The sequence below is a fragment of the Streptomyces griseoruber genome (genome assembly GCF_001514205.1).
Taxonomy (GTDB): Bacteria; Actinomycetota; Actinomycetes; order Streptomycetales; family Streptomycetaceae; genus Streptomyces; species Streptomyces griseoruber.
In genome coordinates this window covers 75,316-102,042 of sequence record NZ_KQ948763.1, presented here as the reverse complement: position 1 = coordinate 102,042, position 26,727 = coordinate 75,316, and the positions used below count along the sequence as shown (strand labels likewise).

21 protein-coding genes and 2 pseudogenes are annotated in these 26,727 nt (G+C 71.8%); 9 read left to right on the top strand and 14 right to left on the bottom strand.

All coding sequences use genetic code 11. The features are described from left to right. Nucleotides 1-726 (bottom strand): response regulator transcription factor, encoded by a 726-nt coding sequence (locus tag AQJ64_RS00430; protein WP_055632054.1) that lies wholly within the window; start codon nucleotides 724-726, stop codon nucleotides 1-3. Between the two features lie 115 nt (nucleotides 727-841). Here AQJ64_RS00430 and AQJ64_RS00425 point away from each other — a divergent pair, with 115 nt between their 5' ends. The 3 genes from AQJ64_RS00425 to AQJ64_RS00415 are packed head-to-tail and all read left to right on the top strand — an operon-like array spanning nucleotide 842 to nucleotide 2,915. After that, nucleotides 842-1,546, top strand: a complete 705-nt coding sequence (locus tag AQJ64_RS00425; RefSeq protein WP_055632053.1) for a glycosyltransferase family 2 protein — start codon at nucleotides 842-844, stop codon at nucleotides 1,544-1,546. Further along, complete coding sequence (locus AQJ64_RS00420; protein ID WP_055632052.1) at nucleotides 1,543-2,163, top strand: TIGR04282 family arsenosugar biosynthesis glycosyltransferase; 621 nt, start codon at nucleotides 1,543-1,545, stop codon at nucleotides 2,161-2,163. Before AQJ64_RS00425 ends, AQJ64_RS00420 begins: the two co-directional genes overlap by 4 nt. Beyond that, nucleotides 2,160-2,915, top strand: coding sequence for a class I SAM-dependent methyltransferase (locus AQJ64_RS00415; RefSeq protein WP_055632051.1), 756 nt, complete (start codon nucleotides 2,160-2,162; stop codon nucleotides 2,913-2,915). Before AQJ64_RS00420 ends, AQJ64_RS00415 begins: the two co-directional genes overlap by 4 nt. Nucleotides 2,916-3,231: 316 nt before the next feature. Here the strand turns inward: AQJ64_RS00415 and AQJ64_RS00410 are convergent, their stop codons facing one another. Then, complete coding sequence (locus AQJ64_RS00410; protein ID WP_055632050.1) at nucleotides 3,232-4,461, bottom strand: molybdopterin-dependent oxidoreductase; 1,230 nt, start codon at nucleotides 4,459-4,461, stop codon at nucleotides 3,232-3,234. A gap of 115 nt (nucleotides 4,462-4,576) precedes the next feature. On the opposite strand from AQJ64_RS00410, the gene AQJ64_RS00405 reads away from it, so the two are divergent. The 3 genes and pseudogenes from AQJ64_RS00405 to AQJ64_RS50405 all read left to right on the top strand — a co-directional run. Then, nucleotides 4,577-5,959 (top strand): hypothetical protein, encoded by a 1,383-nt coding sequence (locus AQJ64_RS00405; RefSeq protein ID WP_397804560.1) that lies wholly within the window; start codon nucleotides 4,577-4,579, stop codon nucleotides 5,957-5,959. A gap of 560 nt (nucleotides 5,960-6,519) precedes the next feature. Further along, a complete protein-coding gene (locus tag AQJ64_RS52175; protein ID WP_079061386.1) occupies nucleotides 6,520-7,173 on the top strand; it encodes a LysR substrate-binding domain-containing protein in 654 nt (217 codons plus the stop codon). A 177-nt stretch (nucleotides 7,174-7,350) separates the two neighbouring features. Beyond that, nucleotides 7,351-7,589: pseudogene (locus AQJ64_RS50405) on the top strand (helix-turn-helix domain-containing protein); the annotation flags it as partial. Here AQJ64_RS50405 and AQJ64_RS00400 read toward each other — a convergent pair. From AQJ64_RS00400 to AQJ64_RS00385, 4 genes are read right to left on the bottom strand one after another with little or no spacing between them, the layout of a single operon-like run. Further along, complete coding sequence (locus AQJ64_RS00400; protein WP_055632049.1) at nucleotides 7,539-9,068, bottom strand: sensor histidine kinase; 1,530 nt, start codon at nucleotides 9,066-9,068, stop codon at nucleotides 7,539-7,541. The pseudogene AQJ64_RS50405 and the gene AQJ64_RS00400 overlap by 51 nt on opposite strands. A 29-nt stretch (nucleotides 9,069-9,097) precedes the next feature. After that, on the bottom strand, nucleotides 9,098-9,841 hold the full coding sequence (locus AQJ64_RS00395) for a response regulator transcription factor (protein WP_055632048.1): 744 nt from the start codon (nucleotides 9,839-9,841) through the stop codon (nucleotides 9,098-9,100). Between the two features lie 50 nt (nucleotides 9,842-9,891). Further along, entirely contained in the window at nucleotides 9,892-12,111 is a 2,220-nt protein-coding gene (locus tag AQJ64_RS00390; RefSeq protein WP_059202297.1) for an ArnT family glycosyltransferase, read from the bottom strand. Beyond that, a complete protein-coding gene (locus tag AQJ64_RS00385; protein ID WP_055633571.1) occupies nucleotides 12,108-13,418 on the bottom strand; it encodes a bifunctional glycosyltransferase family 2/GtrA family protein in 1,311 nt (436 codons plus the stop codon). The genes AQJ64_RS00390 and AQJ64_RS00385 overlap by 4 nt, the downstream gene beginning before the upstream one ends. Nucleotides 13,419-13,586: 168 nt before the next feature. On the opposite strand from AQJ64_RS00385, the pseudogene AQJ64_RS52170 reads away from it, so the two are divergent. Then, nucleotides 13,587-14,231 (top strand): annotated as a pseudogene (locus tag AQJ64_RS52170) (NAD(P)/FAD-dependent oxidoreductase); the annotation flags it as partial. Nucleotides 14,232-14,249: 18 nt separating this feature from the next. Here AQJ64_RS52170 and AQJ64_RS00370 read toward each other — a convergent pair. From AQJ64_RS00370 to AQJ64_RS00360, 3 genes are all read right to left on the bottom strand, one after another. Continuing rightward, complete coding sequence (locus AQJ64_RS00370; RefSeq protein ID WP_079061385.1) at nucleotides 14,250-14,990, bottom strand: transposase family protein; 741 nt, start codon at nucleotides 14,988-14,990, stop codon at nucleotides 14,250-14,252. Between the two features lie 361 nt (nucleotides 14,991-15,351). After that, nucleotides 15,352-16,680 carry a class I SAM-dependent RNA methyltransferase gene (locus tag AQJ64_RS00365; protein WP_055633568.1) on the bottom strand — a complete coding sequence of 443 codons (1,329 nt, stop codon included), beginning with the start codon at nucleotides 16,678-16,680 and terminating at the stop codon, nucleotides 15,352-15,354. A 102-nt stretch (nucleotides 16,681-16,782) separates the two neighbouring features. Next, on the bottom strand, nucleotides 16,783-18,936 hold the full coding sequence (locus tag AQJ64_RS00360) for an APC family permease (RefSeq protein ID WP_079061384.1): 2,154 nt from the start codon (nucleotides 18,934-18,936) through the stop codon (nucleotides 16,783-16,785). Nucleotides 18,937-19,349: 413 nt separating this feature from the next. On the opposite strand from AQJ64_RS00360, the gene AQJ64_RS00355 reads away from it, so the two are divergent. Beyond that, nucleotides 19,350-20,018: a potassium channel family protein gene (locus AQJ64_RS00355; protein WP_055633567.1), complete on the top strand. Its 669-nt coding sequence runs from the start codon at nucleotides 19,350-19,352 to the stop codon at nucleotides 20,016-20,018. Then, the gene (locus AQJ64_RS00350) at nucleotides 20,018-20,686 is read left to right on the top strand and encodes a potassium channel family protein (protein ID WP_055633566.1); all 669 of its coding nucleotides are present in this window, start codon (nucleotides 20,018-20,020) and stop codon (nucleotides 20,684-20,686) included. Before AQJ64_RS00355 ends, AQJ64_RS00350 begins: the two co-directional genes overlap by 1 nt. A gap of 81 nt (nucleotides 20,687-20,767) precedes the next feature. Here the strand turns inward: AQJ64_RS00350 and AQJ64_RS00345 are convergent, their stop codons facing one another. From AQJ64_RS00345 to AQJ64_RS00325, 5 genes are all read right to left on the bottom strand, one after another. Then, entirely contained in the window at nucleotides 20,768-21,526 is a 759-nt protein-coding gene (locus AQJ64_RS00345; RefSeq protein WP_055633565.1) for a DUF3159 domain-containing protein, read from the bottom strand. A 3-nt stretch (nucleotides 21,527-21,529) separates the two neighbouring features. Further along, the gene (locus AQJ64_RS00340) at nucleotides 21,530-21,928 is read right to left on the bottom strand and encodes an OB-fold nucleic acid binding domain-containing protein (protein WP_055633564.1); all 399 of its coding nucleotides are present in this window, start codon (nucleotides 21,926-21,928) and stop codon (nucleotides 21,530-21,532) included. A 51-nt stretch (nucleotides 21,929-21,979) separates the two neighbouring features. Further along, nucleotides 21,980-22,696 carry a response regulator gene (locus AQJ64_RS00335; protein ID WP_055633563.1) on the bottom strand — a complete coding sequence of 239 codons (717 nt, stop codon included), beginning with the start codon at nucleotides 22,694-22,696 and terminating at the stop codon, nucleotides 21,980-21,982. Then, nucleotides 22,690-25,293, bottom strand: a complete 2,604-nt coding sequence (locus AQJ64_RS00330; RefSeq protein WP_055633562.1) for an ATP-binding protein — start codon at nucleotides 25,291-25,293, stop codon at nucleotides 22,690-22,692. The genes AQJ64_RS00335 and AQJ64_RS00330 overlap by 7 nt, the downstream gene beginning before the upstream one ends. Before the next feature lie 174 nt (nucleotides 25,294-25,467). Beyond that, a complete protein-coding gene (locus AQJ64_RS00325; RefSeq protein WP_055633561.1) occupies nucleotides 25,468-26,634 on the bottom strand; it encodes an alginate lyase family protein in 1,167 nt (388 codons plus the stop codon). Nucleotides 26,635-26,727: the final 93 nt, after the last annotated feature.

Sequence of the window (26,727 nt, the reverse complement as noted above, 5' to 3'; positions counted from 1 at the left end):
TCACTCACCACCCGGTTCGAAGCGGTAGCCCACGCCCCACACCGTCTGGATCAAGCGGGGCCGGGCCGGGTCGTCCTCGACCTTGCCGCGCAGCCGGCGGACGTGGACCGTCACGGTCGACAGGTCACCGAAGTCCCAGCCCCACACCTCGCGCATCAGGTCCTCCCGGCTGAAGGCCCGCCCCGGGTGGCGCAGGAAGAACGAGAGCAGGTCGAACTCGCGCAGGGTGAGGGAGATTTCGACGCCGTCGCGGGTCGCCCTGCGGGCCGTCGGGTCGACGGCGAGTCCGGCCGCGCGGAGCGCACCCGTACCGGCGTCGGGCCGGGAGCGGCGCAGTACGGACTCCACCCGCAGGACCAGTTCCCGGGGACTGAAGGGCTTGGTGACGTAGTCGTCGGCGCCGACCTCCAGGCCGAGGATGCGGTCGTCCTCGTCGCCGCGGGCGGTGAGCATGACGACCGGCACGGGTCCGCCGCGGCGCAGCCGCCGGCAGACCTCGAGGCCGTCCATGCCGGGCAGCATCAGGTCCAGGACCACCAGGTCCGGCCGGTGTTCGCCGGCCCGCACGAGGGCGGTGGGGCCGTCGTCGGCCCGGTCCACGAGGTAGCCGGCGCGGGCGAGGTATCCGGCGACCACCTCGGAGACGGTCGGGTCGTCGTCGACGACCAGGACCCGTGCGGAACGGTCCCCGGTTCGTGCCCACAGGGGCTCGTACGGCTGCTGCATGCCTCCAGCCTGGCACCGCGCCGTCCCGCACACCGCCTCCGGAGGCCGCGCGGGCCCCCGACGTCCGCGTTTCGTAAGGAGCGGGAGCCCGATATGTCCCCTTCGTATTCGTAGGGTGAAAGCCGTGACCCTCTCACCACCATCAGACGTCGACGTCGTCCTGCCCTGTCTGAACGAGGCCGGGGCCCTCCCGTGGGTGATCTCACGGATCCCGGCCGGCTGGCGGGCTCTCGTCGTCGACAACGGCTCCACCGACGGCTCGGCGGAGATCGCCCGCGCGCTCGGTGCGACCGTCGTGCACGAGTCCCGCCGGGGGTTCGGCGCCGCGTGTCACGCGGGGCTGTCGGCCGCCACCGCCGAGGTCGTCTGCTTCTGCGACTGCGACGCCTCCCTCGACCCGTCCCTGCTCGTGCCCTTCGTCGACGAGATCCGCTCGGGCACGGCCGACCTCGTCCTCGGACGGCGCCGCCCCCGTGCCCGGGGCGTCTGGCCCGCACACGCCCGGGCGGGCAACCTCGCGCTGGCCCGTCTGCTGCGCCGCCGCACCGGGCTGCGCCTGCACGACCTCGGTCCGCTGCGCGCCGCGCGCCGCGAACCGCTGCTGGCGCTGGGCCTCACCGACCGGCGCAGCGGCTACCCGCTGCAGATGGTCGTGCGGGCCGCCGACGCGGGCTGGCGCATCGCCGAGCACGACGTGCCGTATCTGCCGCGCTCCGGGGCCTCGAAGGTGACGGGCACCTGGCGGGGCACCTGGCAGGCGGTACGGGACATGAGCCGCGTTCTCCAGGAGGCCCCGGCCGGTGAGGGGAGCGCACGGTGACCACGTTGCTCGTCATCGCCAAGGAACCGCTGCCCGGCAGGGTCAAGACCCGGCTCACCCCGCCCTTCACGCCCGAGGAGGCGGCCGGGCTCGCGGAGGCGGCCCTCGCCGACACCCTGCGGGCCGTGGCCGCCACGCCCGCGACGCGCCGGGTGCTCGTCCTCGACGGCTCCACCGGCCCCTGGCTGCCGCCCGGCTTCGATGTCGTACCGCAGTGCGCGGGCGGCCTGGACGAGCGGCTCGCGGAGGCGTTCGGGCGCTGCGCGGGTCCGGCCCTGCTCATCGGCATGGACACTCCGCAGGTGACGCCCGGCCTGCTCACCGTCGACTTCTCCGACTGCGACGCGTGCTTCGGACCGGCCGAGGACGGCGGATTCTGGGCGCTGGGGCTCGCCGAGCCCGACCCCGCGCTGCTGCGGGGAGTGCCCATGTCCACGCCGGTGACCGGGGCCGTGCAGCGGGACCGGCTCGTCTCGGCCGGTCTGCGCGTCCGCGACCTGCCCGGCCTGCGGGACGTCGACACCGCCGGCGACGCCCACGCGGTCGCCGCCCTGGCCCCGCACGGCCGGTTCGCCGCCCGCCTCGCCCGCTGCACCACCGCTTCGGGCCGCCGATGAGCACCACCGTGCCCGCGTGGGCGGCCGCCGGCCCCTACGCCGCCGCCCTGCACGCCGGACGCGGGCCGCTGTTCCTGCGCCGGGCCGACGGCTGGCTGCTGCCACTGGAGGTGGAACGGTGGTGCGCGCGTGCCGACGCGGTCGACCTGGCCGTGCTGGACCGGTGCGAGGGCACCGTGCTGGACGTCGGCTGCGGCCCCGGACGGTTGGTCGCGGAACTCACCGCGCGCGGCCGGACCGCCCTCGGCATCGATGTGAGCGAGGCCGCGGTCGACCACACGATCCGGCTCGGGGGACAGGCGTTGCGGCGCTCGGTCTTCGAGCCGCTGCCCGGTGAGGGCCGCTGGGGCACGGTCCTGCTGATGGACGGCAACATCGGCATCGGGGGCGACCCCGCCGCGCTGCTGGAGCGGGCGGCCCGGCTCCTGCGGCCGGGCGGACTGCTGCTCGCGGAGACAGCGGCGGTGGACGTCGACGAACGCGTCCACGTCCACCTCACCGACGCCCGTGCCGCCATCGGCTCCCCCTTTCCCTGGGCGCGGCTCGGCACCGCGGCCCTGCTGCGGTACGCATACCGCTGGGAGCGGGCCGGTCAGTGGACGGCCGGCGGGCGCCGCTTCGTCGCCCTGCGCGGCCTCCCCGTCGCCGACCGCACCGCCAGCAGCAGCGCCGAGCCGCCGAAGAGGAGCGCCGTGATCAACAGCCAGCGGGCGGCGAACCCCTCGGGCGGCAGCCCGGTGGCCAACCGGTAACGCCGGTCGGCCGTCCCGCTGATCAGCGGGAACCACACGAGCAGGAGCAGCCCCGACAGGGCCGCCGGGACCCGGACGTACATCGTCAGCCCCCGGCGGCCGACCGCGCCGAGACCGGCCGCGAGGGCCCGGTCCGCGGCCGCGTACAGCGGCAGCAGCACGAGGTCGTGCAGCAGCGCGGCCCCCACGATCCACAACGCCACGCCGAACCAGTCGTCCGCGAGAAGGCGTACCCCCGCGTAGGCCGCGAGGGGGAACGACGCGGCGAGCAGCAGGAGTTGGACCGGGCTGCCGAAGGGGATCCGGGGCGGGCGCATCACAGGTCTCCGAAGGTCAGGCGGGCCACCCACTTCGTGTTGAGCACGCCGGGCGCGGCGGGCACGATCACTCGGGCCGGGTAGCCGTGGTCGGGGGACAGATCCTCGCCGTTGACGTACAGGGCGAGCAGGGAACGCGGGTCGGCCGCCTGGTTGGCGCGCAGGGCCGCGCGCCGGAAGGCACCGTGCCGCTGGAGGGACTCGACGAACAGGTCCGGCGGATCGCCGTCGTACCCGACGAGCGCGGCGAGGTCCCGCAGCCGCACCCCGCGCCACCACTGGTCGGACGTCGACCATCCCTCGACGCAGGCGATGGGCAACGCCGAGCTGTACAGCGGGAGTTCGGCGAGCTGGGCACGGCTGAGGCGGACGGTGCCGGTGCGTCCGGTGACGACGAGCCGCCAGGCGTCCGCGTCCGTTTCCGCCTCGTCGATCCCGGCGTACGCGGCGGTCTTGTTGATCTGGAAGCCGTTGGGTCCGCTGCCGGGGTCGGCGCCGCCGTGCGGTGCGAGCAGGGCGGTGCGGCGCAGGCTGTCGGCGTTCTGCCCCACGGTCGTCAGGAACAGCAGGAGGGAGCCGCCTCCGACGAACCACAGGGCGCCCCGCCGGGAGACGGTGGGCTCGGCGGGACGCGGCGGCACCAGGTCGTTCTTCTCCTCGCGGAGTCGGCGCAGGGTGCGCAGTGCCATGGGCGTCTTCAGCAGCGCGTGGGCCACGAAGGCCGCGAAGAACACCCAGGCGCCGTAGAAGTGCAGCGGGTAGAAGGAGCCCGGGAAGACATAGTCGAGCTGGACGTTGAGGACCCCGGTCACGAACTCGAACAGACCGCCGCCTACCAGCAGCAACAGGGAGATCCGCTCCAGCGCGTGGGTGAGCGAGCGGGCCGGGGGCAGCGCGAACAGCCGCGGGACCACCGACCACAGCTTGGCCAGCAGGACGGGGATCAGGGTGATGCCGAGGGTGACGTGGACGCCCTGGTCGAGCCGGTACAGCCAGTGCGGGTGCGTCGGCCAGGCGAAGAGGTAGAAGCCGAGGATCCCCTTGTCCGGTGTCTTGTCGTTCACGGGCGACAGGTCCGGGTTGTAGGCGGCGTACGAGACCAGGCCCGTCACGAACAGCACCGTGATGCCGACGAGCAGGACCAGGCCCAGCACGGACGTGAACCAGGGACCACGCAGCGGGCTGCGCCAGAAGCGGGGGGACATGGGGAGCCGTGGATCGTCTCGCATGAGCCGACCGTAGGCCCCGGCACTCCCCGAAACGGGCCCACGACCTGTGACGAAACGCTGACGTCCGGCCCGGGCGGCCGTGCGCGGACGTCCGCCCGGCCTAGCGTCTGCGGGTGTGACCCACACCCTGCCCGCCGCCGAGCCACGCGCCCCCCGCTCCGGCCGCCCCTCCCGCGACCTCCGCCGTGACCTGTACGCCGCCGGGGCCGCGACCCTGTTGGTCACGGCGGCCGTGCTGATCGGCCGCCACGTCCAGGACACGGACCGCACGCTGCGCGTCAACTGGCCACCGCTGCTGGCGTCCTGGGGACCGCACCTGGGCCCCGGCACCCCGGCGGCCCTGCTCGTCGCGGCCGCCGCCGTGGCGTACGGCCCCGCCCTCGCGGTCCGGCTCCCCTGGCGCGCGCTGCTTCCGGCGGCCTGGGCCACGGCGGTGACCTGGACCTTCTGTCTCGCCCTGATCGACGGCTGGCAGCGGGGCGTCGCCGGGCGGCTCACCACCCGTCACGAGTACCTCCGGGCCGTCGACCGCTTCCACGACATCCCGGCCGCCCTGAGGGACTTCACCCATCACATCCTGCTGCACTCCCCCGACAACTGGCCCGCCCACATCGCGGGCCATCCCCCGGCCGCCACGCTCACCTTCGTCCTGCTCGACCGGATCGGGCTGGGGGGCGGCGGCTGGGCCGGAGTCTGGTGCATCGTCATGGGGGCCACCGCGAGCGTGGCCGTGCTGATCACGGTGCGGGCACTGGCCTCGGAGGGGCTCGCCCGGCGCGCGGCGCCCTTTCTGGTGCTGGCACCGGCGGCAGTGTGGATGGGCACCTCGGCGGACGCGTACTTCGCGGCGGTGGCGGCGTGGACCGTGGCGCTGCTGGCGCTGGCCGTCACCAGGGGTTCCCCGGCCGCGGCGGGCGCGTCGGGGCTGCTGTTCGGCCTGACCTGCTACCTCTCCTACGGCCTGACGCTCTTCGCGCTGATCGGCGCGGCGGTGCTGCTGCTCGGGCGGCGCGGAGTGCGGGAACGGCCGGTGCTGCTGCCGGCGCTGCTCGCCGGCCTGGCCGTCGTACCGACGGTGTTCACGCTCGCCGGGTTCGACTGGTGGGAGGCGTACCGGCTGCTGACCACCCGGTACCGCCAAGGAGCGGGTGGAGTACGGCCGTACGGCTACTGGGTGTGGGCCAATCTCGCCTGCACGGTGCTGATCACGGGCCTGGCGACGACGGCGGGACTACGGCGGACAGGGACCACCCTGCTGCGGCGGGGCGCCTCGGCACACGGCACGGTCCGCCTCGCCCTCCTCGTGACCGCGGCCCTGCTCGCCCTGCTCGTCGCCGACCTCTCCGGGATGAGCAAGGCGGAGACGGAACGCATCTGGATCCCCTTCGCCCTGTGGCTGCTCCCGTCCTGCGCGCTCCTCACCCACCCGCGCGCCTGGCTCGCCGCCCAGGCGGTGCTCGCGCTCGTCCTCAACCACCTGCTTTCGACGGGCTGGTGACACCGGCCGCACCGACGGCCGCGGCCGGCCGGATGCGCAGGTCAGTAGGGATTTCCGGCGGCGAGCACTCGGGCGCCGGCGCAGGGTCCGATCTCGGAGCAGCTCGTCCGTGCCCAAGGCCGAAGACCGCTCGGTATCGCCAGGACGATCACCCGGCCCTGGCCTGCGCACGCTCCGGACCGGTCGTCGCCTCGGCGTCACCACCGCCGTACGGGACATGGACACGCTCTCCCCCGTGGCCGCAGGGTTCGCCCCCTCGGCCGAGGAAGTGCGGTGGGCACGCGCGGTCCTCGGCGCCGGGGACTCGGTCACCACGGTCGACGGGCGGGGGCACGACAGCCGGGTCGCGCCCGTCGGCGTACCGGCTCGACGCCCTTCCCTGCGGGTGGTCTCGTCGTTCGGCTGCCGACCGGGAATGAGCAGGGACTCGGCGAGGCCGGGGGCCTGCCCGTCCCTTCCGCGAAGCCCCGGACCGGACCGTGAACGCCCCGGCGCCGAAGCCGCGGCCGAGCGCCGGCAGCGCGCGCCGGCGCCGGTAGTCGCGTGCGGCCTCGCCAGGGGTGCCGGTGTCGTCCAGGGCGGCGAGATCCGCAATCAGGATCGACACCCACGAGGCCGCGGCAGGGCTCCTCGACCGCTCACTCGACTGGGCGATCGTGCGCCAGACCGCCCCCGTACGCGGCACCACGGCGACCTCGCTCTACGCCGACCGGTTCGTCGCCGCCCTGCCGGTCCACCATCCAGCGGCCGAAGCCTTTGGACCCCTGGACCTGGCGGACCTTGCGGGCGCTCCGTGGGTATGGCTGCACCGCCATATCCCACCCGACTACCACGACGCCATGGCGGCCCTGTGCCGAGCGGCCGGCTTCAGCCCCGTCCCCAACCACTGGGGACGGCCGGGACCTCACAGATCGCCATGGTCGAATGCGGCCTCGGCGTCACCGTCGTGCCTGCCGCCGCGTCCGCGTCACCCCCGCCGTCCGGTTCAGGCCGCTCCGCCACGCGACGGCGACCATCGAACTCACCGCCATGACAAGAACCCACCCCGGCGGGTTGGCCGAACGCCTCACCGCCCTGGCGACCCGACTGACCACGGCGCAGTCACCGCCACCGCACCACTGACTGCGGGATCGGCGTCAGACGAGCGTCGAAACGAGGTCATGCGCACCCTGAAACTCGAAACACGTGGAGAAAGCCCAAGGTCAGCTGCGTGATCGACGAAGTCGGGTGCAAGGCCGCCGCGCGGAGCGTGCGTGGTGGGCGCCGCTCATGCCCCGGGTGTGGCCGGCGCTGAGCATGGCGACTGGTGGCTGTGCAGTCAGGTCGTGCGCTGCGGCGTCGCCGCCGACTGGGCGATGCCTTGGACCGGCGCAACGGAGAAGGTCCGACTGGTCGCCGCACGGGGTGACGCCCTGATCAGCCCTTCGGTCACACGGCGGCTGATCGCGAGTTCGCAGGCCGGGTGCAGGGTCCGAGGCCGAATCCCCGGCTCGACGGTCTGACCGAACGGGAGCGCGAGGTCATGCGGTCGGTGGCCGCGGGGCACACGAACGACGAGATCGCCGCACGGCTGGTGCTGTCACCGTCGACGGCGAAGACGCACCTCAGAAGGCTCCTGGCCAGAGCCGGCTGCGGGGAGGACGAGGCGGAAGGTACAACCGTGGCCGGGGGTCGTGTCGAGTTCGAGGCGGCCGCCGTGCCCCTCGGCAATGGTCGCGGCGATGGCGAGACCCAGGCCGCTGCCGCCGTGGAGGCGGGAGCGGGCCGGGTCGGCGCGGTAGAAGCGCTCGAAGACGAGCTCCGCGTCGACGGGTTCGAGGCCCGGCCCGTGGTCCGCCACCTCGATCACGCTGATCGGCGTGCGCTCCGGCAGGGCCGGTGAAGCGGCGAAGCGTCCGGGTCGGTCCGTGCCGCCGGCTCCGGGACCCGCCTCGGTCGTGCCGACGCGGACGTGGACGCGGGTGCCCGTCGGGGTGTGGACGCGGGCGTTGGAGAGCAGGTTCTCGAGGATCTGCCGCAACCGGTGCGGGTCACCGACGGTTTCCGCGACGTCGAGCTGCTCGGCTCCGGTGGGATCAGCCGGGGTGTGCAGCGGGCCGAGGTCGACGGGGTGGGACGCGCTGTGGGCGACGGTCGCGGTGACGGCGTCCGCCGCCAGGGACAGCAGATCGACCTGTTCCCTCCGGTACGAGGGTTCCTTGTCCAGGGTGGCCAGCAGTTGGAGGTCGTCGACGAGCAGGCTCATGCGTTGCGCGTTCTGCGCGATGAACCGGTTGGCCTCCCGCAGTTCCCGCGCCGGGCGTCGCTCCGGACGCAGTGCGAGTTGGGCGTAGCCCTGGATGACGGTGAGCGGGGTGCGCAGTTCGTGCCCCGCGTCGGCGACGAACCGACGCAGCCGGGCCTCGGACGCCTCACGGGCCAGCAGCGCCTTCTGGAGGCGGTCGAGCATGGAGTTCAGAACCCGGCCGAGGCGTCCGATCTCGGTGCGCGGATCGGTGTCGGGCAACCGCAGGTTGAGCCGGCCCGCGGTGATGTCCTGGGCGATGCCTTCCATCCTGGTCAGGGGCAACAGGCCCAGCCGGACCACCCACCGGCCCAGGGCGACCAGGGCGACGATCGTCACGGCGAGCAGGACCGCGTTCAGCCACAGGATCTTCGAGGCGGCGCCGTCGACGGTGTCCAGCGGCAGGGTGACCACCGCGTTCATGCCCCCGGGGCCGGGGTTGAGCATCACTCGCCAGCGGCCGTCACCGCTGGTGGCAGGCAGGGTTTCCGGATGCCCGTCCCGCAGACCGAGGTCCTGCGCGTCGTCGGCCAGCCGGGGCCCTGGCTTCGTTTCGGAGCCCAGCGAGCCGTTCAGGAGGCGCCCGGAGGCGTCGTAGAAGTAGACGTGGAAGTCCGAGGGCAGTATGTCCGGTTGTTCCCCCGGCGTCGGCAGGGTCCCGTCGAGAGCGTCGTAGAAGGCCGGCGCCGGCGGGTGGAACTCGACGAGTTGCTCGTCTACGCGGTCGAGCAGCCAGGAGCGCATCACCACGTAGCCGAGGGCCTGGGAGGCCAGGACGGCTGCGGTGGCGAGGACGGTGACGCCGAGGACGAGGCGTCGTCTCATTGATCCGGACGGCCGGGGCAGGAAGCGGGTCACTGCTCCGGCGTCCCTGCGTGGTCGCGGGAGAGGCGGAGGCTGTAACCGACCCCGCGCACGGTCTGGATGAGCGGCGGATCGAAACGGTCGATCTTCTTGCGCAGGTAGCGGACGTACGTCTCGATGATCCGGACGTCGCCCGCGAAGTCGTAGCTCCAGACGTGGTCGAGGATCTGGATCTTGCTCACCACCTGTCCGGCGTTCGCCAGAAGGTAGGCCAGGAGCTTGAACTCGGTGGGTGACAGCGCGATGTACTCCCCCGAGCGGTGCACCTCGTGGGCGCCCTCGTCGAGTTCCAGGTCGGCGTAGCTCAGGACGCTCGGCATCACCCGCGCCGTGATGGCCGGAGCCGTTCGGCGCAGGATGGCCTCGATGCGCAGCAGGACCTCCTCGATGTTGAACGGTTTGGAGACGTAGTCGTCTCCGCCCGCGCGCAGGCCGTTGACGCGGTCGTGGGTGCCGGTGCGGGCGGTGAGGAACAGGATCGGACAGTCGTTCCCCGCCGCCCGCAGCCTGCGGGTCACCTCGAAGCCGTCCAGGTCGGGCAGCATCACGTCGAGCAGCACCAGGTGCGGTTCCAGGCGTTCGACCTCCAGGAGGGCCGACTGTCCGGTGTCGGTGCTGCTCACCTCGTATCCGGTCAGCCGAAGCGTGGCCTCCAGCAGGGTTCGGATGCTGGGCTCGTCCTCGACCACGAGGAGCCGATGTCCCGGCCTCGCTGCTGGGGACCTGTCGGTCATGACGTCTGCTGATCCGTTCTGCCGTCTGGCGGCGCTTGCTCCGGCCCGGGTTACTTGGCGGCGCAGTCGTAGAGCACGCTGACTCCCCCGAATCCCATCACACCTCCGCTGTCCGACTCGGAGGACGTTCCGCCGTAGGACGACGCCGGCACCTTCGTGCAGTTGTCGGCGATCCAGTCGGAGCGCTGCTCGGCGTATCCGCCGGACATGCCGCCCGGCCCGCCGCCGTTGGTGCCGGAAGCCAGGATGTAGCGCAGTTCGCCGTTCTCGGCCCACTCCTTCAGCTGGGCCACCGACGGCGCGTTGTCGCTGTTCGTGAAGCCGCCCATGCCGATGACGTTCTCGTCGCTGCCCAGGATGAAGGGGCTGGCGGACAGGGCGCCACCCTCGACGGCGAGCTTGATGCGTGCGTCGGGTGCGTGCCTGACGGCGTACCGGAGGATCTTGCGCTGGTCGGCGGTGAGTTCCCCGCCGCCGGGACCGCCGGGACCGCCCGCGGCACCTCCCGCGCCGGCACCGGGCGTGCCGCCCGCTCCCGCCGCGGGCATGCCGGACGGCAGCCCGGACGGCATGCCGCCGGACGAGGGTGCACCGGATCCGCTCGAGGACCCGCCGGCGGCGGGGAGGCCCGTCATGTTCGACGGCATCCCGGACGGCATGCCCGACGGCATACCCGACGGCAGGCCTCCGCCGTTCCGACCTTGCCGGGGCATGCCGCCGCCTCCGCCGAAGCCCATCGTCGTCGGACCGGCCGTCGGGTTGGAGCCGCCCATGCCGGTGGAACCGGGCACGCTCACCGCCCAGGCCCCGGGAGCCACCAGGACCGACGCCACCGCCGCGCCCGCGGCAACCGTCAGCAACCGGGCGTTCCGTCGAGCCAGCACCAGCAGGACGACGGCGGCACAGCCCACGAGCAGCACCGGCCACACCAGCCAGCCGTTCCAGTCGGGTACACGACGGACCAGCACCAGCGCCCAGACCACGCTCACCACGACCCCGGCCGCACCGGCCAGCGGAGCCCAGCGGAGGCCCGCACGGTGCACACGGACCAGGCCGGCCGTCAGCCCGCCGCACAAGGCGGCGATGGCCGGGGCGAGCTGGGTGGTGTAGTAGGGGTGGAAGATGCCCTTCTGAGTCGAGTACACGGCCGCGCAGACCACCAGCCAGGTTCCCCACAGCAGCCAGCCGGAGGCCGGCAGCGGGACCGGGGCCGGCAGCTTCCCGCGGCGGTGCAGCACCGCCACGACGACCGCGACGGCCAGAGCCAGCCCGCAGAGGGGCAGCAGCCAGCTGATCTGACCGCCCACCTGCGTGTCGAACATCCGGGTCAGGCCGGCCTCGCCGCCGAACCCGCCGGCGAACCCGCCGCCTCCGCCTCCGCCCCCCATTCCCTGGGGCGCTCCGTCACTGGAACCGAAGACCCGCCCGAGTCCGTTGTAGCCGATCACGAGGTCCCAGGCCGAGCCGTCCGTGCTGCCTCCGATATAGGGGCGCTCGCCCGGCCACAGGGCGACCATGGCGACCCACCACAGGGAGGACGCCGCCAGGATGGCTCCCGCGCCCAGCAGACGCCGCACTCGCGGCATCCAGGGGCCGCTCGCTCCCACGAGCCAGGCGAGAGCGAACGCGGGGATGACCATCCAGGCGGCGAGCATTTTGGTGAGGAATCCGCAGCCGATCAGGAAGCCGCTCGCGCACAGCCACCAGGTCGCGGGCCTGCCCTCGGCCTGCAGGGCGCGGGTGAGCGCGTACGCCGCCGACACCAGCAGCAGGACCAGCAGCGTGTCCGGGTTGTTGTCCCGGTTGATGGCCACGGTGATGGGCGTGAGCGTGAGCACCAGGGCGGCGACCAGCGCCGCGCCCTCACCCGCCCAGCGGCGCACGGTGCGGTGCAGCACCAGCACCGCGGCCACCCCTTCGAGCGTCTGCGGCAGGATCAGAGCCCACCCGTGCAGCCCGAAGATCTTGCTGCTGATCACCTGGGGCCACAGCGCGGCCGGCGGCTTGTCGACCGTGACCACGCCGACCGGGTCGAAGGAGCCGAAAAGGAAGTTCGTCCCGCTCTTCCCCATCGACTTCACGGCCGCCGAGTAGTAGCTGTTGCCCCAGCCCAGGGAACCCGGGGCCCATCCGTACAGGATCGCCGCGAGCACCATGACGGCTCCGAGTGCCGCGGGTGCCGCCCAGGTGGGCAGCGAGCGGACGGACGTACGCCTCCCGGCGTGCTCCGAAGCCGCCGGTACGGACGTGATGTGCGCGTGGTTGCTCATGTCTCGTTTCGCTCTCGTCGACTGGTACGGCTGCGGGGGCCGGCGAAAACGGCCAGCCGCAGGGTGGCGAAGCGCACGCCGGTGACGGCGACGGACGCCGCGGCGAGGACCGCGGTCTCGGCGGACGGTGAGGCGCCGGGATCGAGCCACTTGAACCACAGCACCGCCCCGGAGGTGACCAGGTAGCCGAGAACGAACAGCCCTCCGGCACCGAGGTGGGCGCGGGCGGGCGCGGTGGAGGAGTGCCGGAAGGTGAGGCGCCGGTTCGCCTCGGTGTTGAGGACGGTGAGGACGAACAGCGAGACCAGGTTGGCGACGGCGGGAGTCCACCAGCCGCGTGCCAGCCAGTACAGCAGCGCCTGTCCGACCGTGGAGACGACGCCGATCGCGATGAAGCAGCCGACCTCCCACGACAGCACGCCGCGTCCCGTGGCGGGTGCGAGGATGGCGTCGGGGTGCTCGGCGGATGGTGCGGGGCGCGGTCGGACGTCGACGCGGGCGCCGCCGGAAGCCTTGAGGCGCGCCATGCGCCACAGGCCCCGCAGGTCGTCCGTGGCGGTGCTCACCACGTCCACCCGGGTGTCGACGTCCTCGACCCAGTCGACCGGCACCTCGTGGACGCGCAGTCCGTTGTGCTCGGCGAGCAGGAGCAGCTCGGTGTCGAAGAACCACGCGTCGTCGCGGGTCACCTTCAGCAGGGGCCGGAGCACCTCCGTACGGGCCGCCTTGAATCCGCACTGGGCGTCACTGAAGCGGACTCCGTGGGTGAGCCGGATGATGCCGTTGTAGCAGCGGGAGACGAACTCGCGGCGCGGCCCGCGCACTGTACGCGCGCCGGGTGCCAGCCGGGAGCCGATCGCGAGGTCGGAGTGGCCGCTGGCCAGCGGGGCGACCAGCGGGAGCAGCCCGTCGAGGCCGGTGGACAGGTCGACGTCCATGTACGCCACGATGTCCGCGTCACTGGCGCCCCAGACGGTGCGCAGGGCCAGCCCGCGCCCCTTCCGGTCCAGGTGGACGACGCCCACCCCGGGCAGTTCGTCGGCGAGGCGGCGGGCGGTGGCGAGGGTGTCGTCGGTGCTGGCGTTGTCGGCGACCGTGATCCGCCAGGGGAAGGGGAACCCCTCGGACAGCCGCGCGTGGAGGGTGCGCAGGCACCCGGGGAGGGCGCGTTCCTCGTTGTGGACCGGTACGACGATGTCCACCGTAGCGGTGCCGGCGTCCGGGAGAAGGACCCGGTCGACGGGCCGGAATGAGGCCGGCCGCTCCGTACGGGCTGCGATTTCGGCAAGGTGGGGGGTGGGAGTCATGGCTTCCTCAGGCATGAGGGGACGGCAGACTGCGGCTCACAGGCCCTGATCCAGGGCTGCGGCCTCACTGTCGCCGCCCCGCCTGTGGGGGCGGGGGGAGGATGCCGAGAACTGAGAGAGAGTCAGATCAGTGGTCGAAACCCGCGCCGATCTCGGAGTGGGGGACTCCCCGGCCTCCCCGAGGCGGTGGACGGCCCCGTCCTCATGGACGACATGCGGGTCCAGGCGGAGAAGTCAGGCGCCGAGATGCTGGACGACGATGTCGTCGACGTCGATCCGACCGGCTCCGTCAAGCCCGTCACCGACAGCGCGGGCCCGGTGCACCGGGCGAAGACCGTGATCATCGCGACCGGCTCCGGCTCCCGCCCGCAGGCTCGGCCTGCCCAAGGAGGACACCTTCTGCGCGACCTGCGACGGCTTCCTCTTCCGCGACCGCGGCATCGTGGTCGCCGGCGGCGACACCGCCAAGGAGGAGGCCGCCTTCCTCACCCTCCCCCAGGCTCTCGGCTTCACTCGAGCGGGGGGTGCCCCCTTGCCCGCCCGGTCACCGTCGTACACCGCCGCTCCATCCTGCGCGAGACGTTCACCGGCGACCTCCGCGCAGTGGAGGCGACCGGGCGTGGACTCGCCTCGACGCGCACGGACCTTCCCGGCGTCTTCGGCGCGGGCGACCTCGTCGACCACACCTACCGCCGGGCCATCACCGCCGCCGGCTCCGGATGCGCCGCAGCGCTGGACGCCGAGCGCTGCCTCGCAACGCTCGCGGACACGGAGAGGCCCACCGATCGCGCCCCGGCCTGCGCGGCCGCCTGACCACACCAGTGAGCTTCTTCAGCGTTGCCGCTCCAGGGTGAGGACGGCTTTGGCGACTGACGTCATGCGGTTTGGACTGCATCGGGATCTGCGGAAGATCCGCCAGGACTTCAGGCGCGCGACGCCGCGCTCGACCGGTGCCCGTGCCGCGGCCAGGGCCCGGTTGACGGTCTTCTCAGTGAGGGTGAGTTCCTGCAGGGGCCTGCGTTTGATGCCGGTACTCGCCCAGGGGCCGCCGCCCTGGTAAGCGAGATCGGCCAGGATGGGGACGCCCTGGCGCGCGCAGATGCGGATGATCCGGTGGGCGCGGGCAGCGGTCAGGTCATGAGCTCGGCCCGGCAAGGCGGGTGAGAGCCACAGCAATCGGACGCCCGGATCGGTGACCACCTGCACGTTCACCCCGTGCCGGCGGTGCTTGGCCGAGTAGTCGGCCCGTCCGTCGCCGCCCCGGTCGCACTCGGCGAGCGTGCCGTCCAGCAGGACGAGGTCCACATCGGCCTCGCGCAGGACCTTCAGCAGACCCGGCGCACGTTCGGCGAGCAGGTGGATAGTGTAGGCGTGGGCGGTGGACTCGCTGATCCCGAACCCGGCAGCGATCTTCGCCAGGGTGGTGTGTTCGCTCAGGTACACCAGTGCCACCATCGCGCGCTGAGACGGGCGGAGCTTGCAGCGCCGGTCGCCCTCACGGGTGACGACGAGCATGGTGACCCACTCCACGAGTGCATGAGGCAGGTCGAGTGCGGCAGGATGGATGACCAACGAGGCCCCCGAGCAGCGTGGTTGAGACATCAGACATCTCGATCAACAGCTCGGGGGCCTCGCTCGTTGCGCTTCGGGGACCGTCACCTGATCGGTGGCCAGCTCGAAGAAGCTCAGTGACCCGATGCCTGGCCTACGCCGAGTCGGCAAAATAACAGACAGCGCCTCACCGAGAGACGGTGAGGACGGAACGCCGACAGGCCGCACCCGACGCACCGTCACCTGCAAGAACGACGGCCTGACCCACCATCGAACGTGCGTCAACCGTGCGCCAGAAGGGCTTCACGTGCGTCGAACACGCGTCGGGACATCGCCCGCGACACCCACGGCGCACATCATGCACACTCGACGAAACCGCAGGTCAGCGACCCTTCCCAACGGGCTCAAGAATCGCAACGCACTCCACGTGATGCGTCATCGGAAACAGATCGAACGCCCGCAGCGTCCGCACCCGGTACCCCCCGTCCCGGAAGTACCCCAGGTCGCGCGCCAGAGCGGCGGGGTCGCAGGCGACGTAGGCGATCCGGCGGGCGTCCAGGGAGACCAGGTGTGCCACCGTCGCGCGGCCCGCTCCCGCGCGGGGCGGGTCGAGGACGATCAGGTCGACCTCGGTGATGCCGGTGCGCGGCAGGACGGATTCGACCTTGCCCTGTTCGATGCGGACCCGGGGGAAGTCCGCGAGGTTGTGCCGGGCGTCCTCGACCGCGCGCTTGCCGGACTCGATGCCGAGAACCGCGCCCTTCTCGCCGAGGCGGTCGGCCAGGGCGCCGGCGAAGAGGCCGACGCCGCAGTACAGGTCGAGGGCCGTGTCGCCCTTGCGTGGCAGCAGGCCCTGCATGACGGCGGTCACCAGGGTGTCCGCCGCCTTCGGGTGGACCTGCCAGAAGCCACCGCTGCCGACCCGGTGGGTACGGCCGTCCGCGCGCTCGCGGACGAAGGGGCGGCCGTGGACGCGGTGGACGCCGCCGTCCTTCTCGCCGACCCGCATGACGGAGACCGGACGGTCCAGTTCCACGATCGGCAGCCGTGCGCCCGGCCGCGGGGTGAGGATCACCTGCCGGTCCTGCGAGCCGGTCGCCGAGATCGCCTCGACGGTCGCCATCCCGCTCCAGTCGCGCTGCTCGATGCCGAGTTCGCTGACGCCCTCGGCGGCGATCATGCAGTGATCGATCCGCTCCACGTCGTGCGAGCGGTGCCGGCGCAGACCGGCGTGGCCCTCGGCGTCCACCGCGTACTGCACGCGCGTGCGCCACTGCGGCACCTGTCCGGCAGGCAGCTTGTCGCCCTCGGCCGGCATCACGGTGCCGTCCCAGCCGGCCTCCTCGGGCGTGAGGCCCGCGAGCCGCTGGAGCTGCTCGGCGATCACCTCGCCCTTGAGCCGGCGCTGGGCGCCCGGCTTGGCGTGCTGCCAGTCGCAGCCGCCGCAGCGGCCGGGGCCGGCGAAGGGGCAGGGGGCCTCGACCCGGTCCTTGGAGGCGGACAGGATCTCCACCGCGTCCGCGCGCAGGAAGCGGGCGCCCTCCTCGCCCTCGGTCACCCGGGCCACGACCCGCTCACCGGGCAGTGTGTGCCTGACGAACAGCACCTGACCGGAGTCGGTGCGGGCGATGCAGTGGCCGCCGTGGGCGACGGGGCCGATCTCGACCTCGTACTCGTTCCCCACCAGGGTCTTCTTCGGTTCTGCCTGCATGGCGGGGTGACTCCACAACGTCGAACGAGGAACGGCCGGACAACAGCCCACCAGTCTACGTGGCTGTCGTCCGGCCGTTCACCAAAAGCGGGCCGCCGGGCCCTACGACTCCGACGAGGAACCCGAGGAACCCGAGGAAGCAGAGGAACCGGAGGAAGCGGAGGAAGCGGAACCGGAACCGCTGGAAGCAGGACCGGAGGTACCCGCCGCCGAGGCCGAAGACTCCTTCGCCCGGCCCTGCTCCGCGGGACCGCGCCGCACCGCACCCGGCGCGTTCCACTCCTGCCGCTTGCGGGCCCGCATCCGGGCCGCCTCGGAGGACTCCAGCTGGTACGGCACGGAGGTGACCATGACGCCCGGTGTGAACAGCAGGCGCCCCTTCAGCCGCAGCGCGCTCTGGTTGTGCAGCAGGTGCTCGTACCAGTGGCCGACCACGTACTCCGGGATGATCACCGAGACGGCGGCGCGCGGCGACTCCTTGCGCAGGCCCTTGACGTACTCGATGATCGGCCGCGTGATCTCGCGGTAGGGCGAGTCGAGCACCTTCAGCGGCACGTCGATCCCGCGCCGCTCCCACTCCTCGCGCAGCGCCTTCGTCTCCGTCGGGTCGACGTTGACGGTGAGCGCCTCCAGGGTGTCGGAGCGCATCAGCTTGGCGTAGGCGAGGGCGCGCAGGGTCGGGCGGTGGATCTTCGAGATCAGGACGACCGAGTGCACACGGGACGGCCGTACGCTGTCGTCGCTCGGGCCCTCGGGCGCCGCGATCTCGTCGGAGACCCGGTCGTAGTGCTTACGGATCGCCGTCATCGTCGCGTAGAAGATCACCATGCCGAGCAGGGCGACCCAGGCACCGTGCGTGAACTTGGTGACGAGGACGACGACCAGGACGAGGCCGGTGAAGAAGGCGCCGAAGGTGTTGATCGCCCGGGAGCGGACCATGTGGCGACGCTTGGCCTGGTCGGTCTCGGTGGCCAGGTGGCGGTTCCAGTGGCGGACCATGCCGGTCTGGCTGAGTGTGAAGGACACGAACACGCCGACGATGTAGAGCTGGATCAGGCGCGTGGAGTCGGCGCCGTAGATGATGATCAGGAAGGTCGCCGCGCCGGCCAGGAGCACGATGCCGTTGGAGAAGGCGAGCCGGTCGCCGCGGGTGTGCAGCTGGCGGGGCAGGTAGCGGTCCTGGGCGAGGATCGAGCCGAGCACCGGGAAGCCGTTGTAGGCGGTGTTGGCGGCGAGGAACAGCACCAGCGCGGTGGCCGCCGCGAGGACCACGAAGAAGAAGCTGCCCTTGCCGAAGACGGCCTCGGCGACCTGGGTGATCACCGGGTTCTGGACGTAGTCGGGGCCGACCCCGACGCCGTTCTTCAGCAGGTCGACGGCCGGGTTCTCGGCCATGCGGACATCGGTGGTCAGGGCGAGCACGATGATGCCGCAGAACATGGTGACGGCCAGCAGGCCCATCGCCGCGAGCGTGGTCGCCGCGTTCTTCGACTTGGGCTTGCGGAAGGCCGGCACACCGTTGGAGATCGCCTCGACACCGGTGAGCGCCGCACAGCCGGAGGAGAAGGCGCGCAGCATCAGGAAGACCAGGGCGAAACCGGCAAGGCCCTGGTGCTCGGCCTTGATCGTGTACTCGGCGGTCGGCGCCCGCATGGTGTCGTCGAGGACGAGCCCGCGGAACGCACCCCACGCGATCATGATGAAGACGCCCGCGACGAACACGTACGTCGGGATGGCGAAGAGCTTCCCGGACTCCTTGACGCCGCGCAGGTTCATCAGCGTCAGCAGGACGACGACGGCGACCGCGCAGGCCACCTTGTGCTCGACGACGAAGGGGATGGCGGAGCCGAGGTTCTCGATGCCGGAGGCGATGGAGACGGCCACCGTGAGGACGTAGTCGACGAGCAGCGCGCTCGCGACGGTCAGGCCTGCCTTGGCGCCGAGGTTGGTGGTGGCCACCTCGTAGTCGCCGCCGCCGCTCGGGTAGGCGTGGACGTTCTGACGGTAGGAGGCGACCACCGTGAACATCAGCACGACGACCGCGAGCGCGATCCACGGGCTGAAGTGGTAGGCCGACACGCCCGCGATGGAGAGGACCAGCAGCACCTCCCCGGGCGCATAGGCCACGGAGGACAGCGGGTCGGAAGCGAAGACGGGTAGGGCGATGCGCTTCGGCAGGAGCGTTTCTCCGAGCCGATCACTGCGCAGTGCGCGCCCGATCAGGATCCGTTTGGGCACGTCGGTCAGTTTGGACACAACAGAGGATCGTATGCCTTCGAACTGGGGCGCGCCCACCCTCCCCCGGGGTGAGCCGGGTGACGCAGCGCCACGTCTGCCTCACGAGTGAAATCGGCCACGCGTCGGCTGCGGATTCCATGGCCGCGCCGATCGTCATGCCTATATGACAAACCCCGTCCCGCCGCTGCCCCTCGGAGGTTCCATGCACACGACCGCGGAGCTGATCGGAGCCGCCGGCACCCTCGTCGGCCTCGGAATCCTTACCGTTCTCAGTCTCTTGAGCATCAGCCGACGCTGATCGCCCAAAGCGTGCACGGGGGTGCCCTGCGCGGACCGCGGCTGTGTAGCTTGGTCGGCGGTCTGAGAGTCTGTTCAGAGCCACGCCAGAAATTTATTGACTTCTTGACTTCTTTACTTCCGGAAGGACGGTCGTGCACATCGTCATCATGGGCTGCGGCAGAGTGGGGTCCGCTCTCGCCCAGACCCTGGAGCAACAGGGGCACACGGTCGCCGTGATCGACCAGGACCCCACCGCCTTCCGACGACTGGGCTCCGGGTTCGGCGGCCGTCGTGTCACCGGGGTCGGCTTCGACCAGGACACCCTGCGCGAGGCGGGCATCGAGGAGGCGGGCGCCTTCGCCGCCGTCTCCAGCGGCGACAACTCCAACATCATCGCGGCCCGGGTGGCCCGCGAGATGTTCGGCATCGAGAACGTCGCCGCCCGGATCTACGATCCCCGGCGGGCCGAGGTCTACCAGCGCCTGGGCATCCCCACCGTCGCGACCGTCCGCTGGACGGCCGACCAGATGCTGCGACGGCTGCTGCCCTCGGGTGCCGAGCCGTTGTGGCGCGACCCCACCGGTGGCGTCCAGCTCGCCGAGGTGCACGCGGCCCCGTCCTGGGTCGGCCACAAGATCAGCGAACTCCAGGAGGAGACGGGCGTCCGGGTGGCGTTCCTGACCCGCCTCGGCGAGGCGATCCTGCCCACCTCGCAGACGGTGCTGCAGGAGGGCGACCTGGTGCATGTGATGATGCGTACCGACGAGGTCGAGAAGGTCGAGGCGTCGTTCGCCGAGGGCCCGAAGGAAGGCGGTCACTGATGAGGGTCGCCATCGCCGGAGCCGGTGCCGTCGGCCGCTCGATCGCGGGCGAGCTGCTGGAGAACGGCCACGAGGTCCTGCTCGTCGACAAGGCGCCGACCGCCATCTCGGTCGAGCGCGTCCCCCAGGCGGAGTGGCTGCTCGCCGACGCCTGCGAGATCACGTCCCTGGACGAGGCGGCGCTCCAGCGCTGCAACGTCGTGATCGCCGCCACCGGTGACGACAAGGTCAACCTGGTGGTGTCCCTGCTGGCGAAGACGGAGTACGGCGTCCCGCGCGTCGTCGCCCGCGTCAACAACCCCAAGAACGAGTGGCTCTTCAACGAGTCCTGGGGTGTCGACGTGGCCGTCTCCACGCCCCGGCTGATGTCCGCCCTGGTCGAGGAGGCGGTCTCGGTCGGCGACCTGGTCCGGCTGCTCCGCTTCAGCCACGGCGACGCCAACCTCGTCGAACTGACCCTCCCCGAGGAGTCGGCGCTGGCCGGCACCCAGGTCGGCGACGTCGAATGGCCCGAGGACACCTCCCTGGTCACCATCATCCGCGGCACCAGGGTCCTCACCCCGACCAGGGAGGACTCCCTGGAACCGGGCGACGAACTGCTCTTCGTGGCCGCACAGGCACGGGAGGAGCAGCTGGAGGACCTGCTGTCGGTGCGGCGCGAGCAGTAGTTCTCGGCCCCCGTCCGGCGTTTGCGGACGAGGCCCGTTCAGGGCCTGAAGCGGGGGTCTGGGGGCAGCGGCCCCCAGGCCTCAGCCGTCCCGGCGGTGCCGTCCGCCGGCGGCCTCGGCGGCAGCGCTCCGCTCGGCCTCCGCCTTCTCCTCCGCCTCCATCTCGGCGAAGACGTCGATCGGCGCGGGCGCCTTCGCCAGGAAGACCCAGGTCAGCCAGACGGCCAGCAGGAAGGGCGGGATCTTCAGGGCGACCAGGACCCAGCCCAGCTGCGCGGTGTTCGCCCACCAGTACAGCGGGAAGAGGATCGCGCACTTGGCGAGCAGGATCAGCCCCCACGCCCAGCTCGCCTTGGCGTACGCCTTCTTGCGGCCCGGGTTCCGCTTGCGCCAGGAGAGGTTCTCCTTGAAGACCGGGCCGAGGATCAGACCGATCAGCGGGACCCCGCACAGGGTCGTGATGATGTACGCCAGCGCCAGGCCCAGCGTGTAGAGCATGCCGGGGAGGTAGAAGTCCTTGGCGTTGCCGGTCATCATCGCGAAGACGACGCCGAAGGCGACCCCGAAGACCCCGCTGAAGGCGTGCTTGACGGTGTCCTTCATCGCCAGCCGGACCACGACCAGGACCAGCGACACCGCGAGCGCGGCGATCGCGGACATGTGCAGGTCCTTGTTGATCGTGAAGATGGTGACGAAGATCAGGCCGGGCACGACCGTCTCGATCATGCCCCGCAGCCCGCCGAACGCCTCGAACAGCGCGGCCTCGGTCACCGCCCGGGCGTCGGCCGCGGCGGTGTCCTCCGCGGTCGTGTCTTCGGTCGGCTTGTCGAGCGACGTCACCGGCTACTCCCTACCGAGGGGTCTCAGTTCGTACTTCGGGTTGAACAGCACCCGGCGGCCTCTGCTCATGGAGACCCGGCCCGATGCGATGAGCCTGCGCCCCGGCTCTATGCCCACGATGGAGCGCCTGCCCAGCCACACCACGTCCAGCGCGGCGCTGCCGTCGAACAGCTCGGCCTCGAGGGCCGGGACTCCGGCGCGCGGACGCAGGGTGACCGTGCGCAAGGTACCAGTAACGGTGACGATCTGCCGGTCCTGGCAGTCGCCGATCCGGACGCAGCCGGCCGTCTCGGCGTCCTCCCGCAGCTCCTGGGACTCCAGGTCCTCCTGGGACGAGGAAAGCCGGTCGAGCATGCGCCGGAACCGGCCCACCGGCTTCTCGGAACGCGGAACACCACTCATGTCTGAAAGCGTACCGGGGTCCACCGACACGGCCGTAACCCGTCCCGCGGCTCACTTCTCGAAGCGGTAGCCCATCCCCGGCTCCGTGATGAAGTGCTTCGGATGCGAGGGGTCCGCCTCCAGCTTCCGTCTCAGCTGGGCCATGTAGACCCGCAGGTAGTTCGTCTCGGTGCCGTACGACGGCCCCCACACCTCCTGGAGCAGCTGCTTCTGCCCGACCAGGCGCCCGGTGTTGCGCACCAGCACCTCCAGCAGATGCCACTCGGTCGGGGTGAGCCGGACGTCCCGGCCGGCCCGGTGGACCTTCTTCGCGGCGAGGTCGACGGTGAACCCGTCGGTCTCCACCAGGACGTCGTCCTCCCCGCCCCCGGCCGGCTCGGCCCGGCGTACGGCGGCCCGCAGCCGGGCCAGCAGCTCGTCCATGCCGAACGGCTTGGTGACGTAGTCGTCGGCGCCCGCGTCGAGCGCCTCGACCTTCTCGTCCGAGGAGTGCCGGGCCGACAGCACCAGGATCGGCACCCGGGTCCAGCCCCGCAGCCCTCTGATGACCTCGACGCCGTCCATGTCGGGCAGCCCGAGGTCGAGGACCACCACGTCCGGGTGGCGGGCGGCGGCGAGCCTGAGGGCGGTGGCGCCGTCGTGGGCGGCGTCGACCTCGTACTTGCGCGCCTTGAGGTTGATCACGAGGGCGCGCACGATCTGCGGCTCGTCGTCGATCACCAGCACCCTGGTGGCGGTCTGGGAGGTTCCCCCAGCAGGACTCACCATGAAGCCTGCCTTTCCGGTCGTACCGAACGTCCTTGTGCCGCGGGCGCTGCCGCGGTGTCCGCGCCGGGCGGTGCCGGCCGTGTCTCCTGCACCGCCACCGCCGCCGCGCGCAGGGTGAGGACCATGGTGAGGCCCCCGCCGGGGGTGTCCTCGGCGTTGAGGGTGCCGCCCATGGCCTCGGCGAAGCCGCGCGCCACCGCCAGGCCCAGCCCCACGCCCGCCCCGCGCGGTGCGTCGCCGTGGCGCTGGAAGGGCGCGAAGATCCGCTCCTTGGCCTCGTCGGGGACGCCCGGGCCACGGTCCACGACCCGGACCTCGACGCGGTCGGAGAGTACGCTCGCGGCGACCAGCACCGGTTCGCCGGGCGGGCTGTACTTGACCGCGTTCTCCACGAGGTTGGCCACCGACCGCTCCAGCAGCCCGGCGTCGACGGCGACCATGGGCAGGGTCTCGGGGATGTCCAGCTCGACGCTCTCCTCCGGGTCGGGGACCCCGCCGAGGGCCATCGGCACCACCTCGTCGAGGTCGATCTCCCGGATGATCGGCGTGACCGTCCCGGTCTGGAGGCGGGACATGTCGAGCAGGTTGCCCACCAGGTGGTCGAGCCGGTCGGCGCCCTCCTCGATGCCTTCGAGCAGCTCCGCCCGGTCCTCCTCGGACCAGGCCACGTCGTCGGACCGCAGACTGGAGACCGCGGCCTTGATCCCGGCCAGCGGGGTGCGCAGATCGTGGCTGACGGCGGCCAGCAGCGCGGTGCGGATCCGGTTGCCCTCGGCCAGCGCGCGGGCGTGTCCGGCCTCCTCCTGGAGTCGCCTGCGGTCCAGGACGACCACGGCCTGCGCGGCGAACGCGGCCAGCACCCGGCGGTCCTCGGCGGGCAGCACCCGGCCGGTGAGCGCCAGCGCCGCGCGGTCGCCGACCGGCACGTCGACGTCCGCCTCGTCCGGCCGCTGCACCGGCCGTCCGGGACCCACATGGCCCGCGCAGGTCCACGGGGCCCGGTCGTCCGCCCGCTCCAGCAGCGCGGCCGATTCCATCCCGAAGGTCTCCCGGACCCGTTCCAGCAGGGCCTCCAGGCTGGTCTCGCCGCGCAGCACATTGCCCGCGAGGAAGGACAGGATCTCCGACTCGGCTCTCAGCCGGGCCGCCTGGTGGGTGCGCCGGGCCGCCAGGTCGACCACCGACGCCACGGACACCCCCACCCCCACGAAGATCACTATGGCGATGATGTTCTTCGGGTCCGCGATCGTCCACCGGTGCAGGGGCGGGGTGTAGAAGAAGTTCAGCAGCAGCGAGCCCAGCGCCGCGGAGGCCAGCGCCGGCAGCAGTCCGCCGAGCAGCGCGGCCGCCACGGTCACCGTCAGGAACAGCAGCATGTCGTTGGCGAGTCCGAGCTGGACGGTGTTCAGCAGCAGCGCGAGGATCACCGGGCCGCCCAGGCCGACGAGCCAGCCCCAGATGATCCGGGCCCGCCCGAGCCGGGCGCCCCGGGCCACGGGCAGCCCCCGGCCCTTGGCCACCTCACCGTGCGTGACGATGTGCACGTCGAGGTCGGGACCGGACTCGCGGGCGACCGTGGCGCCGACGCCCGGTCCGAAGACGTACTGCCAGGCCTTGCGGCGTGAGGAGCCGAGGACGATCTGCGTGGCGTTCACCCCCCGGGCGAAGTCGAGCAGCGCGGCCGGTATGTCGTCGCCGACCACATGGTGGAAGGTGCCGCCGAGGTCCTCCACGAGGGTGCGCTGGACGGCCAGCTCCTTGGGCGAGGCCGAGGTCAGTCCGTCGCTGCGCGCGATGTACACGGCGAGGACCTCGCCGCCGGCGCCCTTCTCCGCCAGCCGGGCCGCCCGCCGGATGAGGGTGCGCCCCTCCGGGCCGCCGGTGAGCCCGACGACGATCCGCTCGCGCGAGCCCCAGATCGCCGACACCCGGTGCTCGCTGCGGTACTGCTTCAGGTACGCGTCGACCCGGTCGGCCACCCACAGCAGGGCGAGCTCCCGCAGGGCGGTGAGGTTGCCGGGCCGGAAGTAGTTGGACAGGGCCGCGTCGACCTTGTCCGGCCGGTAGATGTTGCCGTGCGCCATCCGGCGGCGCAGTGCCTCCGGTGACATGTCCACCAGCTCGATCTGGTCGGCCCGCCGGACGAACTCGTCGGGGACGGTCTCCTGCTGCCGTACGCCCGTGATGGACTCGACCACGTCCCCGAGGGACTCCAGGTGCTGGATGTTGACGGTGGAGACGACGTCGATGCCGGCGGCCAGGAGTTCCTCCACGTCCTGCCAGCGCTTGGCGTTGCGCGAGCCGGGGACGTTGGTGTGCGCCAGTTCGTCCACCAGGGCGACGTGCGGGTGGCGGGCGAGGACCGCGTCCGCGTCCATCTCGGTGAAGACGCCGCCCCGGTACTCCAGCTCGCGGCGCGCGACCTGCTCCAGGCCGTGCAGCATCACCTCGGTGCGCGTACGGCCGTGGTGCTCGACGAAGGCCACCACGCAGTCCGTACCGCGTTCCACCCGGCGGTGCGCCTCGGACAGCATGGCGTAGGTCTTGCCCACGCCCGGTGCCGCACCGAGGTAGATCCGAAGCTTGCCGCGCGCCATGGCCCCATTGTCTTCCCGTGACTCCTGCCCACGCAGCGTCGACCCTACGGCCATCGAGTCCGGCAAAAGGGGCGAGCGGCGCGGTGGGGGACGCCTTTGACACAACCCTGACGCGGACATCGGCATCCCCCCTCTCACCCGCTTCATCGGATGAGACCCCCGTTTCGGTTCACGTCACGCGGGATTGTCCCCGTGCGTCAGTGTCTCCCAGGCCACGAACAGGCTGTTCGTCCCGGCCGGGCGGTTCTGCCGGGTCAACGCCTCGGTGTTGGTCATGGCGATGCCCAGCCGGTTGTGGAGCGCGTTGTGGCCGACCTCGGTGACCGGGCCCAGCCCCAGGTTCAGGGAGCCGCCGCACAGCCAGCTCGGCACGGCCGTACCGAGCTGGTACCTGGCCTGGAATCCGAGGGCCTGGCGCAGCCGTTCGCCGACGTCGGTGCCGTACAGGTCCGCGCCCTGGATCCGGCTCGTCTCGGCGACGTGCGAGATCGAGGAGATGCCGTACCCGGTGTGGGTGAGGTCGCGGCAGGTCTCCTGGGTCAGCCCGGTGACGAAGGTGCCCTGGCCCTGCCAGTAGGCGACGATCCTGTCCCGGGTGTTCAGGTTCTGGCCGGGCACGGTCCTCGGCAGGTCCCCGTCGGAGGCGAGGTAGACGTAGGCGGCGGTGCGGGTGCGGAACCTCGCCATGGCCTTGTCGTACGACGCCTTGTCCTCGAGGAAGACGGAGATGCCGACGGCGGCCTCCGTCATGGTCAGCTCCCAGTTGCCGTTGGAGTTCGAGCCGTTGATGACCTCGGGCAGGTAGACGGTGCGCAGCATGGTCGCGAAGCGGCCGGAGTTCGCCCAGCCGCCGGGGTAGGTGTACTTGATGATCTCGGCGGCCTTCGGCCAGGAGGCGCCCGCCCAGCCGGTCTGGAGCGGGGCGTTGCTGTTGGTGTGGTCCTTGATCACGGCGGACCAGGCGTCCATCAGCTCGATGGCCTTCTTCGCGTACCGCTCGTCCCGGGTGATGTACCAGGCGAGGGCGTCGGTGTAGGCGGCGAGGGCGTCCTGGCGTTCTTCGGTGCAGCCGTTGTCCGGGGTGGAGTAGGAGCCGCACTCGACGGTCGCGCGGGGTGCGGGGGTGCGGTTCAGGGCGGCGTACTTGCTCGCCAGCATCTGCTCGAAGGCGCCCTTCCAGGGCTGGGCGCCCGCGTTCACCCGCTCGCGGGCGAAGTCCAGCTCTGCCGAGGAGACGGTGACGCCGGGGTGGACGAAGGCGGCGGGGGCGGCCTGGGCCGGCCAGGCGAGCGCGCCGGCGACGAGGGCGACGGTGGCGGCGAGGAGTGCGGTTCTGCGCATGCGCGGGAGCCTCTCGTTCTTGTATGTGAACGGAAAGCGCCTTTATGAACAGACGCGGTGAGCGGAGACCGTAGGTACAGACCAATTCCTCGT